The following is a 13,817-nucleotide window of genomic DNA, read 5'->3' as shown; positions in this document are numbered from 1 at the left end:
CACAATGCGTGAAGACCTGCTTCCAGTCCGAATTCATGCTATGCCTGGTTTGCCTTGACATGTATTCGCAAAAGGCCTATGGAAAAGCCGCTTTATCTTTTAAACCTCTATCCCCGCTTGGAACGGTACGCGCTGCCGTTCTCATATTGCTCCTGCCAGCCGGGTGCAGCGAGACCCGGCACTTTACCGTTCAACAGCCGGTCGGCGCCTGATTTCATCCAATCCTCCACCTTGCGGCGCAGCTCCGTCAGTATTTTTTCATAAGCCGGGGCACCGGCCAGATTTCTCTCCTCCAGCGGGTCTTCCTTCAGGTCGTACAGCTCTTCAGGCACATTCGGCTTGTAATAATCCTCCCGCACCTCACGGCCGGAGGGACTGAGGTGAATGTCGAGCGGCAAATAAACGGAAGGCCCGTCCTCGAAATTGCGGATATATTTGTACTGGTCGGTGCGGACGCCCCGCATCGGATGATACTGGTCATGCCAGGTCAGCTCGGCGAAAAAATGGTCGCGTGTAGAGGGCCCGTCCGCATTCTGCAGGAGCCTGTAAAAGCTGACTCCATCGATGTCCTCCGGCCCCTCCGCTCCGGCAAACTCCAGTAGGGTCGGCATCAGATCAACATTGCAGAGCAAATGGCCGTTGACCTGCCCGCCTTCGAGTGTTCCCGGATATCGCATAAGAAGAGCGGTCTCAAGGCCTGCATCCATCAGGGTGCCCTTGGCCCGGGGGAAAGCAATGCCGTGATCCGTTGTATAGATCACCAGCGTATCTTCCGCTAGTCCCAATGCATCCAGCCGGGACATGATGCGGGCGATGCCTTGGTCCAGCGTCTTGACCGAGCCGTGCAGCAGCGCAAAGTCTTCCCGTACCCGCTCCGTGTCGGGCAGATACGGGGGCGGAACGATCTCATCGGCCGGATCGGCCACCGGCGCGTATTCGTCGAAATCGCGGTGGGTTTCAAAAAAACCGACCGAAGCAAAAAACGGCCGTTCCTGCGGCCCTGCCGCTTTTTCCTCCAGGAAAGAGACGACCCGCTCCGCGACATCCCCTGCCCGGTCGCCCGGCACCGGGAGAACCGTCTCATATCCCAGCTTATATGTAGATGAGGTGCGGTCGCCTCCGGCTTCGCCGATCGTTTCATGGCTGAAGCCGATCAGCGCGGTTTCATATCCGGCTTCGCTTAGGCTCATCGGCAGCGTTGTTACCTCCGGATCGATGGAGAAGCCGAGATGGCTTAGCCCGATCATTCCATGACGCTGCGGATACAGGCCGGAAAGGATGCTCCCCCGGCTCGGGCTGCATTGCGGCGCCGGGCAGAAATAATTGTCAAACCGCACCCCTTCCTCAGCTAAAGCGTCAATAGCCGGCGTTTCAACCGATTGTCCGTAGCAGCCCAGATACCGGCCGGTGTCATGCGAGATCATTAGCAAAATATTTTTACGCTTCATTTCATATCCTCCTTTTTAATTGGGTCAGAATGAAATTCCCTTTGTCACTTGGCCGTATTATTGTTTCACCGCGCCTGACGTCAGGCCCGCAATAATCCGGCGCTGAAACAACAGTACGAGCAGCACCACTGGAACCGTCACCGTCACGGTCGCCGCCGAAATTTCTCCCCACGGAAATGTAAACTCACCTTGGAACATGGCAATGCCGACGGGCACCGTCATCATCGACTGCTTCGTATTGATCGTCAGAGCGAATAGGAACTCATGCCACGCGTCCACGAACACGATAATGGCCGTTGTGAACAGCCCGGGCGACACGAGCGGCAGCAGCACCCGGCCAAAAATGCCCAGCAAGGAAGCGCCGTCCACTTTGGCCGCCTCCTCCAACTCGACCGGAATCTGCTTAAAGAACGTTGTCATATACCAGATTGCAATCGGCAGGGCATAGGTTGTATAGGGGATGACCAGCCCGGCGTACGTATTACGTAAACCGGTGGACTGCATAAATAAAAACAGCGGCGACAATGTGGCGATTTGTGGCAGCATGGATACGGCCAGCAGAATGCCGAGAAAAAAGGTTTTTCCAAAAAAGTGCAGTCTTGCCACCGCATACGAAGCAAAGGCCGCAATACTGATCGAAAGAAGCATCGTCAGCACACCGACCGTGAAGCTGTTCAGCAGATACCTGCCAAAAGGATGATTCGTAAAGACGGAAATGTAGTTGTGCAGCGTGTACTCCGGGACCTTAACACTGAAAGCATACTCTCCGTATAGATACAGGGGGGCTTTTAATGAAGCAAGCAGTACCCACAGAAACGGAAAAATCACAATCCCTATAAAAGCGGCAATGGCGGTATAAAACAGCGGACCCGTCTTTTGATTCATGCTCTCCCTCCTTAACCGGCGCGCCTGCCGACAACGTCGGCTCCAAGCCATTTGACATAGACCATGCTGATCAACAGCACACATACAAAGACAATAACGGAAAGCGCCGAGCCTTTGCCGAAATCGAGTTCGCTGAACATCGTTTTGTACGCATAGATGGATACGGATTCCGTTGAATTGGCGGGGCCGCCTCCCGTAAGCACATAGATCAGATCAAATACGCGGAAGGCATCCAGCGTTCTGAACATCAGCGCGACGAAAAATGCGGGTTTCAGCAGCGGCACGGTTACATGCACAAACTGCTTCCACCTGCTGCCTCCATCCACCCAGGCGGCTTCATACAGCGAAGCGGGAATGTTCTGAAGACCGGCAAGCAGCAGCAGAGCCACGAAAGGAGCCGTCTTCCAGACATCCGCCATAATGACTGAACCCATAACCATGGAGCCGGAAGATAGAAGTGATCCCATATCCGAAATCAGCCCGGCTTCGTACAGCAGCTTCGCGACAATGCCGTTCTGCCCATCGTACAGATAATGCCAGATCATGGCCGATACGGCGGTTGGCGTTGCCCAGGGGATGAGCACCGCCGCACGCACCAGCCCGCGTCCCCGGAAGGTCCGGTTAAGCAGCAGCGCAATCAGAAGTCCCAGCAGCATCTCCAGCGCCACGGCAAATACGGTAAAAAAGAGGGTGTTCCCTAGCGACTCCCACAACCGCCGACCCGACATCAAGTCTTTATAATGCGATAAACCTACAAAATTGGGAGCCTGGAACGTGTCGAGCAGAGCGCTGGTCAGTCCAATGACTTCATCCGGGCGTTCCAAGGATCCGTCTGCCTTCAGTCCGATAAGCTCCTTCCGAATTCCTTGAAGCTCTGCCTTCAACCGCTCGGCCTTTGCGTTATCCACCGGGATGAACCGCAGCTCCTGCGGGACCGGAGAGAAGGCATCCAGCAGCCCGTTAACCTGAGCGAGCCTTTCCCGAAATGCCGGGTCTTCCTCAAGCTCTCCGCTGACAGCCTCTAATTTCTTCTGGGCAACAGACAGACCAGGCGACGCGCCGTCTCTGGCATTTCCGGCTTCCCGCTTCACTGTCCTCAGCAGACCGGGAAGGCGGTCGGCATACTGCTCGACATTCACCGAATACGAATAGTGGATGGCGTTGCGGGTCGGATCATTGAGCCGGAGATCGAACAAGCTGATCCAGAAGGAACGGAGCAGCGGCCAGAGCGCAACGGCGGCGATAATCAGCACGGCGGGAAGAATCATGGCGTATGCCGCTCTTCCTTCTTTCCATTGGTTTTTTTTCTTAAGCGGCATGGTATGACACCCCTTTATTCGAGTTCAGTCAAAAACGAGTGAGAGCCGTAAATACGGCTCTACACCCGCCTTATTGGACTTGAATGACGCTTATTGAGAAACAGCGGCTTTAATTTGCGTCTCCAACTGGGCCAGTGCCTGCTCGGCGGTCTGCTGTCCGGCGATCGCCTTGGAGACTTCCACTTGAATCAGCCCGGAGATTTTGGCGTATTGCGGTGTAATGGTACGCGGAACCGCGCTGCCAAGTCCGTTCACGAAATCATGATTTGCAAACAACGGGCTGGCCTTCTGCACTTCCGGATCATCGAACAGCTTCAGGTAGGTCGGCGTTTGCGTATTGTTGATCGCTACAATTTTTTCTCCTTCCTCGCTGATCAGGAACTTCAGGAATTCCCAAGCTTCCTTCGGATGCTTGGAGTATTTGCTGATGGCGCCCAGCCAGCCGCCCAGCGCCGCAGCGGAACGTGCATCACCGGCCGGAAGCGGCGCGATGCCTACTTTACCGACAATTTTGGATACTTTGGGATCGTTGGCTTGTGCGTACAAGGCCGGCCAATGACGGGCGAATACGGCGTCGCCTTCGATGAACGCGGTCAAGGTTTCTTTTTCAGTAAAAGTGTTTAGGTTGGAAGGAACTGCCTTCGAGGTTTGGATCTCGATCAGCTTCTTGAGTCCCTTCAGGGCCTCAGGGCTGTTCACGACAACATTGCCCTGATCGTCGATAATTTGGCCCCCATAAGCGTTAACCAGTTCGGTAAAACCGACAGCCAGACCCTCATACTGCTTGCCTTGAGTCACGAAGCCGTACTTCGTCCCGCCCTGGCCTTTCAGTTCCTCCGCCTGCTTCAGCAGTTCATCCCAGGTGGTTGGAACCTTCTTGACCAGATCGGTCCGATAGTAGAGCAGACCCGCATTGTTGTACCTCGGGAACGCCCACTGCTGGCCGTTGTAATATCCGGCTTGAATCCCGCCCTTCAAGTATTCATTCGTATCAATGCCATCCTGCTCAATATACCGGTCCAGCGGCAGCAGGAACCCGGCTTGAGCGAATTCGGCGGGCCAAGTCACATCCAGATTCAAGACATCCACCTCGGAGGATTGGCCGCTCAAAATGGTAAGGAGCTGGTCATGCATTTGCGAGGAATCATTCGGGAATTCGCGAACCTCTACATCGATGTCCGGATGCTGCGCTTCAAAGGCTGCCACCAGCTTTTTGGTGCCGTCCGTCTGGTCTGCGCCCTGGCTGAAGACGATCTTCACTTTCTCGCCCGCAGCCGGTGACGCAGAAGCCGCCGCTGAAGCCCCTGCGGAAGGCGCCGCGCTGGATTCTCCGCTTGCGCTTCCCGAGCCTGAACCATTATTGCCGGAGTTGCCGCAGCCTGCGAGCAGTACCCCTGTCAGAATCAACGCCATACTCCATTTCCCTGCTTTTGTTTTCATTTGATTAGTCCTCCTCGGGAATTTTATTGAAAGGTTACAATTATTACAAAATGGAAAAGCTTTTCAGATTGGCTGCGGACAGTCGATTACGGAATTGCGTTCGATAATCTGATGGGGCACACAGGTTCGAAGCTCCCCGATGTGGTCTCCATTGATCACTTTCAAAAGCTTGTCCACCGCCAAATAACCGATGTTATACAGCGGCTGGGCTACCGTCGTCAGCCTTGGAAAGCTCATGCCCGCCATCCGTGTGCCGTCAAATCCGATCACGGAGATATCATCCGGTACCCGGATCTGATTCTCATGCAGGTAGGAAATAGCAGCCAAAGCCCGTTCATCACTGGAGGCAAATACAGCGGTCATTTCGGGATATTTCCCGTGAAGGCGTTTCATCGCTTCATAGCTATCCTCAAAATGGTATTTCCCGTATTCCACACAGACCGCTTCGTCGAATTTGAGATGATGATCCCTTAATGCCCGGAGAAAGCCCTGAATCCGCGGATAACCGGAGATGGGATCGTTCTTCGGACCGCTGATCATGCCGATACGGGTATGCCCCCGCCCAATCAGATACACCGTCGCGTCGTAGGCTGCCTGTTCATCGTCAACTTTTACAGAAGGAAGGTTATAATCCAGACTATGCGTAGCCGCCAGCACCACCGGAAAATCGAGCTTTGCAAACATTTCATAACTGTCGCTGGGAAGCGGCTCACTTGTCCAAATCACGCCGTCAATCTGCTTCTCGTACAGCACCTTCAGGATAGAATTCCTGCGTGCGGCGCTTGTATCCGTATTGCAAATAATGAGATTGGAATCCGAGCGGTTCGCGGCATCCTCCATTCCTCTAAGCACAGCGGAATAAAAAAGATTGGAAATATCCGGAATCAACACTCCCAGCGTACCGGTCCGTTTATGTATAAGCCCTCTCGCCAAGGCATTCGGCGAATAGTTCAGCTCACGGATGGCCTCAAGAACCTTCTGACGTTTTCTTGGAACGACCAATTCGGGATTGTTTAACACTCGGGATACCGTGCTGATGGATACACTGGCGAGGCTCGCCACATCTTTGATCGTTGCTTTCATTTCAATCACCTTTCACTGGACAACTTTTCTACTTGAAAAGCTTTTCAGTTTCCTGTGCAAAGCTTCTTCAGTTACATGTACAAGCTTGCGTCAAAATTCCACTCAACCCCTTTCAGCACATAGAAAAAGGCCTACTTCGCTCTTGATAGAGATCGGTAGGCCGTTGGTTTGTCCAGTGGGCTCTTCGTTTATGAAATTGAAACTTTCATTGGAGAAAATATATCACGATAAATCCAATGGGTCAAGTATGAATTAATAACTTGGCTGATGATATCACTTGGCAGCCTGCCACCCTATTAAAGTAACTTCAAATGATGACTGTGGCGCTGTCCCGGTCCTCTTCTTGATACACCTTAGCTAATGCATCTCAAGTGCATTGCTCAATATCGGCTGCCTTAGAAAATTATAATTGCATTTTGCAAATATTTACGCTATAACTAATCTATGAGGTGAAGCCAATGGAAAATGCACGCGAGTTGTTTCAAATCATGACCAGGCGCCTGGGTCTGCTGAATAAAGACTGCTGCAGCGTAGGCGGAATCAACCTGTCACTGGCCCAAAGCCATCTGCTCCACGAAGTGGAACGCCGGGACAATCCTTCCATGCAGCAGGTTGCGGAGACGCTGGGAACGGATGTTACTACCTTTAGCCGGCAGGTGCAGTCCTTGATTAAGTTGGATCTTGTTAAAAAAACGCCGGACCCCGATGACCGCAGAGTATTTACCCTTTCTCTGACAGCGGAGGGAAAGAGAGTTGCTGCGACCATCGATCAGCAAATGAACAGTTACCTGGAAGAAGCCTTCTCCTACATGACTGAATTTGAAAAAGAAACAGTCTTGCGTTCGGTACAGCTTTTTAACGAAGCCATGGGGAAATCAAGCAGATGCTGCGCACCTGTCACCGGGTGATTTTCCCCGCTTTTATAGTTGCATTTTGCAAGTATAATTCTATATACAAGGAGAGAATATGATGAACAAACTTACCCATGACCAGATTCGCCAAAAGGTTAGAAGCCGGTACCAGCAGGTCGCGGTACAACAGGCAGAGGCTCCTACTTCCTGCTGCTCTGCCGAAAGCTCAAACAGCTGCTACGACGGTCCAACCGACTACAATGCGATCTCCGCTAGACTTGGCTATTCAAATGATGAATTGTCCGCCGTTCCGGAAGGCGCTAATTTGGGGCTTGGCTGCGGCAATCCTCAAGCTATTGCTGAGTTAAAGCCTGGTGAAACGGTGCTTGATCTCGGCAGCGGCGGAGGCTTTGATTGCTTCCTTGCTTCCCGCCAGGTTGGAGACAGCGGCAAGGTCATCGGCGTCGATATGACTCCGGAGATGATCAGCCGCGCCCGGAATAATGCCGAAAAAGGCCGGTTTACCAATACCGAATTCCGGCTCGGTGAAATCGAACATCTTCCGCTTGCCGATCAATCTGTTGATGTTATTATCTCGAACTGCGTGATTAACCTTTCCCCTGATAAGCAGCAGGTATTCCATGAAGCGTTTCGGGTTCTGAGACCGGGCGGCCGGATTGCGGTATCCGATGTCGTGGCCACGGCGGAATTTCCGCCGGAAATCACGAACAATATAGATGAACTATACACAGGGTGTATTTCGGGCGCCTCGCCGATCATGAATCTGGAATCCATGCTGCGGCAAAGCGGTTTTACCGATATTTCCATCGAGCCGAAGGATGAATCCAGATCCTTCATTAAAGACTGGGTTCCCGGGGCCAATATGCAGGATTATCTGGTCTCCGCCGTCATTACAGCAACCAAAAAATAATCATACCGTTAGGAGAATGGCTTATGGAGTCGACCGCTACGATACGGGAAGCAGCCTCAGAAGATATCGCGAATATTCTTCGCATCTATAACCAAGGGATTGAGGACCGCATTGCAACCCTGGAAACGGATACCAAAGATATGGCCTACATGGAAGCCTGGTTCCGGGAACATCAGGGCCGTTACAACGTCCTGGTGGCTGAAAAAGACAATACTGTTGTCGGCTGGGCCGCCCTTAATCCGTATTCCCACCGCTGCGCTTATAACGGCGTTGCCGACCTCTCCATTTATATTGAACGCGAATCTCGCGGGCAGGGGGTCGGAAGTTCCCTCCTTCAAGCCTTGGAGCATACAGCGAAAGCATCAGCTTTTTACAAAATCGTGCTGTTTACCTTCCCCTTTAATCAGATGGGCCAAGGGTTATACCGGAAGATGGGTTACCGCGAGGTCGGCGTCTTTGAAAAACAAGGGGTCATAGATAATCAACCGATCGATGTTATGATTATGGAGAAGATGCTTTAGAACACAGTCAAAGAGCCTAACGGCGTGTTAGGCTCTGCTTAAATTACTCGCCTCATCTGATACTAATTGGCCAAAGCTTCTTCCGTTATTCGTCTGATGTCGACGGGGGAAATCGTTTCTTCGTTCACGAGATCCGGCAGGATGCGGTCGAGAAAATAGCCAACACAGTGCAGCGGGATGTCCTTAATCTTCATCAGGGCGCTGCGGTACATCGTGATAAATTCCTTCTCCGTATTGCCCTTTTGCAGCTCGGCGAACGCCTCGTACACCTGATCCAGCTTGTCGGCGACTTCGAGAATGCGCCCTTCCACCGAATCATCCTTGCCCTCGCGCAGCTGGTTGTAGAAGATGCTTTTGAATTCGGGCGGGATATTTTCTTCGATAAAATGGTGCACCATCCCCTCTTCCACCTGCTGGATCAGCGCCCGAAGCTGCGGGGAGGAATGTTTTACAGGCGTTTTGATGTCGCCAATAAAGATTTCGCCATAATCATGGCTGCTCGTAATCTCGTAAAGCTTCTTCCAGTCGATCTTCACGCCATGCTGTTCCTCGATATCTGCCAGCGTCTTGGCATACTGCACCACCTTCCACGAGTGGGCCGCGACACTGTGTTCCTCGAATTTGAATTTCCCCGGACAGCGGATTATCCGCTCAAGCCCGCCCAAAGACCGGAAATATGCATGAATTCCCATCGGTTCAGCCACCTTTTTTTGTCATGAAGGTCTCCTTTCTACTATAAAATGCTTATGTTATGAGCATATTAAAACAAATCTCTCAATTCCGTCCTTCAAGCCGTCCTCGTCATTGCTTAATGTGACCGTATCGGCAATCCGCTTCACTTCCTCCGGCGCATTCCCCATCGCAATCCCCAGTCCCGCGTACAAGATCATGTCGATGTCGTTATAATTATCGCCGATCGCCATCAGCTCCCGGTTGGAGATATGAAGCACCTCTTCCAGTTCGCGGATCGCATACGATTTGGACACCATTTCGTCCATGATTTCCAGGTAAGTGTCTTTGGATTTATAGATGCTGACGCCCGGAACTGCTCTTTTCAGTGTTTCCGCTAGACGATTAATCTCCTGCGGGTTACCCATGCATAATATTTTATGAATCTCATGATTTTCTTCAATATAAGAGGATAGCTCGCGCTCTATTGGTTCGACCTTAATGATCTCCTGCTCCTGAATAACCCATGGGTCGAAGCGGTCGCCGACAATCCACTGGTCATGGCTGTACAGACTGAAGCTGATGCCCGGAAAGCCCGCGCTTACGATGCTGCGCAGTAAATCGACGCTGGTCTTGCCCATTCCGACACTGTGAAGGGTTTCCCTTTGGCCCCCGCTGTTGCTTCCGCCCAGGACAAGAGCGCCGCTATAACAAATGACGGGCGCATTGATTTCAAGCTCCTGCTGCAGAGAAAGAATCCCGCTTGGCATCCGGGCCGAAACGAGAACAAACGGAATATCCCGGTCCTTCACCTTCTGTATGGCGCTTTTGGTCTCCGGTGTAATCTGGTGCCGCGAATTCAGCAGGGTTCCGTCAATGTCACTGAAAATAGCTTTGATCATGGCGCACTCGCTCCCTTGTCAATGATTTTCACTGCTCTTCTCCGGCCGTCAGGATAATCTCGATCCCGCTCTCCCGCATGACAGACTGCAGATGCTCCGGCGGATCGCCGTCGGTAATCAAGACATCGATGCCAGAGAATTCAATGCCCTTGAATGAAGCGGTAAGACTGAATTTCTTCGTATCCGCCAGCACGTATACTTTTCCGGCCCGCCCAGTTACCAGCTTCTTGATCAGTGCATCCTCCCGGTTAGCAAAGTAAACCCCGTCTTCCATAATAGCCGCAGCTCCCAGAAAAGCCTTGTCGAAATAAACCTCGTTCAGCTGCAAAGCCCCAGCCTGGTCATAAAAAAACCGGTTGTCATGGTGAAACTTCCCCCCAAGCAGATGAACGTCAATGCCGGTCTTTCCCGCCAAGACCTCAACGTTATCAAGCGAGTGAGTATATACCGTCAAATGATCCCCAACCTGCCCGCAGAGCTCCCGGACCGTGGTCGAGACATCCATGAAGCAGACGTCCCCGTTTGCAATATAAGCGGAGGCCGCCCTGGCGATGTGAAGCTTCTGTGCGGAAGCGGCGGTTGCGCGATCCTTGTAAGCCTTGATTTCCTCCTTGAAAAAAGGTAAAGCGATCCCTCCATGCGTCCGAATGGCAGCGCCTTCCTCCACCAGCTTGATAATGTCCCTTCTCGCCGTATCTCTGGAGATGTCCAGCAGTTCGCAAATGTCCGCATTGGATAGTTGGGCATGGGTCTTCAGTTGATCCAAAATTTTCAGCAGGCGTTCCTCCTGGTAAATTGGAAACTCCTCCCTTCTCATTCTCATTATAAGCATTTTTATGTATTTTGTTAAGCATTTTTAAGTGTTTATCTTCCGAAAAAAGCGACCTGCCCGGATGCACCGAAAACAGATCGCCTTTATAAGGGAACGGATCATGCGGAAAATAAAGTTTTACTTTCCGGCCAGCTTGAAGCCGTATTTGACAAACACCTCTCCGGCTTCCTGTGTAAACAGGTAATCATAGAAGACTTTCGCTTGTTCCGGATGCGCGCTTTCCGCCAGAACAGCCGCCGGATAATCAATCGGGTCGTGAGCGGAAGGGTCGACCTGCATGGCGACTTTCACCTTCGGTTCTCCGGCCGCGTCGCTGCCATACACCAGCCCCGCTTCCACATTGCCGGAAGCCACGTAGGTCAGAACCTGACGGACATCCTTGGCAAAGACGATTTTGGGAAGCAGCGTATCCCAAAGACCTGCTTTTTGCAGAAATTGCTGCGCGTACATCCCGGCCGGAACCGATTCGGGCTGTCCGACTGCAATCTTCGCGAAGCCGGAGCCGGTTAAATCTTCGGCGGTAACAGCCGACGCCGCCGAGTCGGCGGGAACGACCAGCACCAGGTCATTCGTGAGCAGAGTCTTGGTCAGATCGGATTGGGTAAGCTGTTTGTCCGCAAGGGCCTTCATCTGTTTGGCGCCCGCCGAGACGAACAGGTCTGCGGGAGCGCCCTGCTCGATCTGCTGCTGGAGCGATCCCGAAGACGCAAGGTTCAGACGCACGGCAATATCGGGATGCGCGGCCTGAAATTTCGGAACCAGTTCTTTTAAAGCCTCGCCGAGGCTTGCGGCAGCCGATACCAGAAGCTCCGTCTGTTCGGACGCAGAATCTGCGGGCTTGCCCGGAGATGTAGATGCCGAATTCGAGGAAGCGGCTGCGGGACTTGAGGTTGCGGAAGCGTTGCCCGGCGGCGAATTCCTGGCACAGCCAGCGATAACGAGCAGAAACAGGGACAGCAGAAACATATAGGTGATCAAACAGGGCTTTAACTTGGCGGTCATCCAATTTCATCCTTCCAAAATTCATATTTACAATTCATATCCTTTTTGTAGATGCCAAAATAACTTTGGTTTAGTATACAATGAAACGGAAGCTTGCCGGAAGAGTCCAAATAAATGAACGGCTTGCACTTCTCCCCGTACCTCAATCGAGTAGGAGGCTACCCATTAACTGAGTAGCCGACCTCTCACACCACCGTACGTACCGTTCGGTATACGGCGGTTCAACCGTTTAAGTGCAATTGACGTAAACGCTCGTACTGCGCAGGAAAGTCATAATATCCTGCCTGTGCGAGCTTTTCGTTTGTTATGGAACGAGACAGCACCGGGCTTCCGGCGATGCGCCAGTACCCCAGACGGGAGTTCCCCCACTGGTAAGCCTGCCATTCCGGTATCCCCAGCTTGCGCAGGTTCTGTACCTTGGTTCTCGGCTTCTTCCACTGTTTCCAGATGTACATCCGCAGGCGTCTTCGCAGCCATTCGCTCCAGCTTTTCAATATCCGTTTCATGTCGGCTACATAGTAGTAGCCGATCCATCCGCGAATGTAGACTTTCACTTTCTCCATGACTTGGCGAACATTCCTGCCCTGACTGCGGCTCGTTAGTTCTTTCAGCTTCTTCTTTGCTTTTGCGAGGGATTGCCCATGGGCGCGAATATACACCCCATTTCTGTTCTTTCCCAGGGCAAAACCAAGGAATTTGAAATACTTCCGGGCCACTACGCTGACTACCTTGCTTTTCCGCATATTCATCTGGAGTCTCAATTTGTTCTCCAGGTACTTCCGGCAAGACTCCAGAAGCCGCGTCGCTGCCCGTTTGCTTTTGGCTAGCACCACGATGTCATCCGCATACCGGATAACGTTCACTCCCCGTCTGTTCATCTCCTGGTCGAATTCGTTCAGATAGATGTTCGCGAGCAGCGGAGATAAAGGGCCTCCCTGCGGAGAGCCTTCCTCCGTTTTGCAGTGCACCCCATTCTCCATAACCCCACTTTTCAAATATTTCTTAATCAGTTCGGTTACACGCTTGTTCTGAATTTGTTTGCGCAAAAGATTCATCAGCAGTTCATGGTTCAGTGTGTCGAAGTATTTCGAAAGGTCGATTTCTACCGCGTGACCATAGCCTTGCTGCGCGTAATCTTTCACCTTACGGATGGCCTGCTGCGCGCTCCGCCCAGGGCGGTAGCCGTAACTTCCGTCTGAGAAGAGCGGCTCAAACAGCGGCTGCAACTGCTGGGCGATCGCCTGCTGGATCACTCGGTCCACGACTGTGGGTATGCCAAGCTTCCGTACTCCACTTCCATCGGGTTTGGGAATTTCCTTGCGCCGTACCGGGCTTGGCTTGTATCGGCCTTCCCGGATATTTTGCAACAGCTCGTCTCTATGTTCCTGCAGCCATGGCAGCGCATCTTCTACGGTCATTCCGTCGATTCCAGGCGCTCCATGGTTGCGTTTGACCTGCTTGTAGGCTCTGTTCAGATTGTCTCTGTCCAGAATCTGTTCCAGCAAGTCTGTTGCACCGTCTCTTTCTCTACTTTCCCGAATGCCGGCACTCCGCGCTCCCGCATACTCTTCATGTTCCACACGTTCCCTTTGCGGGCAGCCCTTTCGGTATTCTGCTTTCATCGCGCCGACTCTCCTTCCTGTATGTACTCGAGACTTACGATTGTTCGGCCCTTCCCGAGAAAAAAAAACTTCCCGGTACTATGGCCTCTGCTGACTTCTCACAGCAAGCTTTACTCCGTCTTTCGGATTTTTTTTTTTTTCCTACCGGGCGTCTGTGAGATCTCCCCGGGTAAGAGCGATAACCTTCCCCTCATCCATCTGCCACATTTACACCCTGGGATTCGGGCAGTATTGGACTTTGCTTTGTAGTGCAAGCTCGTCCGTCCCATGATGCCTTCTATGTGATTTCTGTTCGTCAGACCGAGGGTTTGC

Annotated in this window: 13 protein-coding genes; 3 read left to right on the top strand and 10 right to left on the bottom strand. The window is 52.4% G+C overall.

Going from position 1 to position 13,817, the window contains the following annotated elements; translation table 11 throughout:
- Positions 1 to 107: 107 nt before the first annotated feature.
- The 5 genes from KP014_RS10835 to KP014_RS10815 form a co-directional block, all read right to left on the bottom strand.
- Entirely contained in the window at positions 108 to 1,448 is a 1,341-nt protein-coding gene (locus tag KP014_RS10835) for a sulfatase family protein (protein WP_036599321.1), read from the bottom strand.
- 57 nt (positions 1,449 to 1,505) lie between these two features.
- Positions 1,506 to 2,333 (bottom strand): carbohydrate ABC transporter permease, encoded by an 828-nt coding sequence (locus KP014_RS10830; RefSeq protein WP_036599322.1) that lies wholly within the window; start codon positions 2,331 to 2,333, stop codon positions 1,506 to 1,508.
- 11 nt (positions 2,334 to 2,344) lie between these two features.
- Positions 2,345 to 3,652, bottom strand: coding sequence for a carbohydrate ABC transporter permease (locus tag KP014_RS10825; RefSeq protein WP_036599323.1), 1,308 nt, complete (start codon positions 3,650 to 3,652; stop codon positions 2,345 to 2,347).
- Between the two features lie 90 nt (positions 3,653 to 3,742).
- Positions 3,743 to 5,092 carry an ABC transporter substrate-binding protein gene (locus tag KP014_RS10820; RefSeq protein WP_036599324.1) on the bottom strand — a complete coding sequence of 450 codons (1,350 nt, stop codon included), beginning with the start codon at positions 5,090 to 5,092 and terminating at the stop codon, positions 3,743 to 3,745.
- A gap of 63 nt (positions 5,093 to 5,155) precedes the next feature.
- On the bottom strand, positions 5,156 to 6,175 hold the full coding sequence (locus tag KP014_RS10815; protein WP_036599325.1) for a LacI family DNA-binding transcriptional regulator: 1,020 nt from the start codon (positions 6,173 to 6,175) through the stop codon (positions 5,156 to 5,158).
- A 458-nt stretch (positions 6,176 to 6,633) separates the two neighbouring features.
- On the opposite strand from KP014_RS10815, the gene KP014_RS10810 reads away from it, so the two are divergent.
- The 3 genes from KP014_RS10810 to KP014_RS10800 all read left to right on the top strand — a co-directional run bounded on the left by KP014_RS10810 (position 6,634) and on the right by KP014_RS10800 (position 8,478).
- Positions 6,634 to 7,083, top strand: a complete 450-nt coding sequence (locus tag KP014_RS10810) for a MarR family winged helix-turn-helix transcriptional regulator (RefSeq protein ID WP_036599326.1) — start codon at positions 6,634 to 6,636, stop codon at positions 7,081 to 7,083.
- Between the two features lie 61 nt (positions 7,084 to 7,144).
- Positions 7,145 to 7,957 (top strand): arsenite methyltransferase, encoded by an 813-nt coding sequence (locus KP014_RS10805; protein WP_036599327.1) that lies wholly within the window; start codon positions 7,145 to 7,147, stop codon positions 7,955 to 7,957.
- Between the two features lie 23 nt (positions 7,958 to 7,980).
- Positions 7,981 to 8,478, top strand: coding sequence for an arsinothricin resistance N-acetyltransferase ArsN1 family A (locus tag KP014_RS10800; RefSeq protein ID WP_036599329.1), 498 nt, complete (start codon positions 7,981 to 7,983; stop codon positions 8,476 to 8,478).
- A 62-nt stretch (positions 8,479 to 8,540) separates the two neighbouring features.
- Here KP014_RS10800 and KP014_RS10795 read toward each other — a convergent pair whose 3' ends face one another.
- The 5 genes from KP014_RS10795 to ltrA form a co-directional block, all read right to left on the bottom strand.
- Positions 8,541 to 9,170: a YfbR-like 5'-deoxynucleotidase gene (locus KP014_RS10795; RefSeq protein WP_036599331.1), complete on the bottom strand. Its 630-nt coding sequence runs from the start codon at positions 9,168 to 9,170 to the stop codon at positions 8,541 to 8,543.
- A gap of 57 nt (positions 9,171 to 9,227) precedes the next feature.
- Complete coding sequence (locus tag KP014_RS10790; protein WP_036599333.1) at positions 9,228 to 10,049, bottom strand: Cof-type HAD-IIB family hydrolase; 822 nt, start codon at positions 10,047 to 10,049, stop codon at positions 9,228 to 9,230.
- Positions 10,050 to 10,077: 28 nt separating this feature from the next.
- Positions 10,078 to 10,866 (bottom strand): DeoR/GlpR family DNA-binding transcription regulator, encoded by a 789-nt coding sequence (locus tag KP014_RS10785; protein WP_281426470.1) that lies wholly within the window; start codon positions 10,864 to 10,866, stop codon positions 10,078 to 10,080.
- 132 nt (positions 10,867 to 10,998) lie between these two features.
- Positions 10,999 to 11,883 carry a molybdate ABC transporter substrate-binding protein gene (gene modA, locus KP014_RS10780; protein WP_246590697.1) on the bottom strand — a complete coding sequence of 295 codons (885 nt, stop codon included), beginning with the start codon at positions 11,881 to 11,883 and terminating at the stop codon, positions 10,999 to 11,001.
- A gap of 221 nt (positions 11,884 to 12,104) precedes the next feature.
- The gene (gene ltrA / locus KP014_RS10775) at positions 12,105 to 13,505 is read right to left on the bottom strand and encodes a group II intron reverse transcriptase/maturase (protein ID WP_036589107.1); all 1,401 of its coding nucleotides are present in this window, start codon (positions 13,503 to 13,505) and stop codon (positions 12,105 to 12,107) included.
- Positions 13,506 to 13,817 lie beyond the last annotated feature (312 nt).

The sequence above is a fragment of the Paenibacillus sophorae genome (genome assembly GCF_018966525.1).
GTDB classification, from domain to species: domain Bacteria; phylum Bacillota; class Bacilli; order Paenibacillales; family Paenibacillaceae; genus Paenibacillus_AQ; species Paenibacillus_AQ sophorae.
This window is presented reverse-complemented; position numbering and strand designations above follow the sequence as displayed.

What these genes read in the sequence shown, in the direction of transcription:
- KP014_RS10810 (WP_036599326.1), top strand. Translation starts at nt 6,634, where the DNA reads ATGGAAAATGCACGCGAGTTGTTTCAAATCATGACCAGGCGCCTGGGT.
- KP014_RS10795 (WP_036599331.1), bottom strand. Translation starts at nt 9,170, where the DNA reads ATGGGAATTCATGCATATTTCCGGTCTTTGGGCGGGCTTGAGCGGATA.
- KP014_RS10835 (WP_036599321.1), bottom strand. Translation starts at nt 1,448, where the DNA reads ATGAAGCGTAAAAATATTTTGCTAATGATCTCGCATGACACCGGCCGG.
- ltrA (WP_036589107.1), bottom strand. Translation starts at nt 13,505, where the DNA reads ATGAAAGCAGAATACCGAAAGGGCTGCCCGCAAAGGGAACGTGTGGAA.
- modA (WP_246590697.1), bottom strand. Translation starts at nt 11,883, where the DNA reads ATGACCGCCAAGTTAAAGCCCTGTTTGATCACCTATATGTTTCTGCTG.
- KP014_RS10790 (WP_036599333.1), bottom strand. Translation starts at nt 10,049, where the DNA reads ATGATCAAAGCTATTTTCAGTGACATTGACGGAACCCTGCTGAATTCG.
- KP014_RS10815 (WP_036599325.1), bottom strand. Translation starts at nt 6,175, where the DNA reads ATGAAAGCAACGATCAAAGATGTGGCGAGCCTCGCCAGTGTATCCATC.
- KP014_RS10820 (WP_036599324.1), bottom strand. Translation starts at nt 5,092, where the DNA reads ATGAAAACAAAAGCAGGGAAATGGAGTATGGCGTTGATTCTGACAGGG.
- KP014_RS10830 (WP_036599322.1), bottom strand. Translation starts at nt 2,333, where the DNA reads ATGAATCAAAAGACGGGTCCGCTGTTTTATACCGCCATTGCCGCTTTT.
- KP014_RS10800 (WP_036599329.1), top strand. Translation starts at nt 7,981, where the DNA reads ATGGAGTCGACCGCTACGATACGGGAAGCAGCCTCAGAAGATATCGCG.
- KP014_RS10825 (WP_036599323.1), bottom strand. Translation starts at nt 3,652, where the DNA reads ATGCCGCTTAAGAAAAAAAACCAATGGAAAGAAGGAAGAGCGGCATAC.
- KP014_RS10805 (WP_036599327.1), top strand. Translation starts at nt 7,145, where the DNA reads ATGAACAAACTTACCCATGACCAGATTCGCCAAAAGGTTAGAAGCCGG.
- KP014_RS10785 (WP_281426470.1), bottom strand. Translation starts at nt 10,866, where the DNA reads ATGAGAAGGGAGGAGTTTCCAATTTACCAGGAGGAACGCCTGCTGAAA.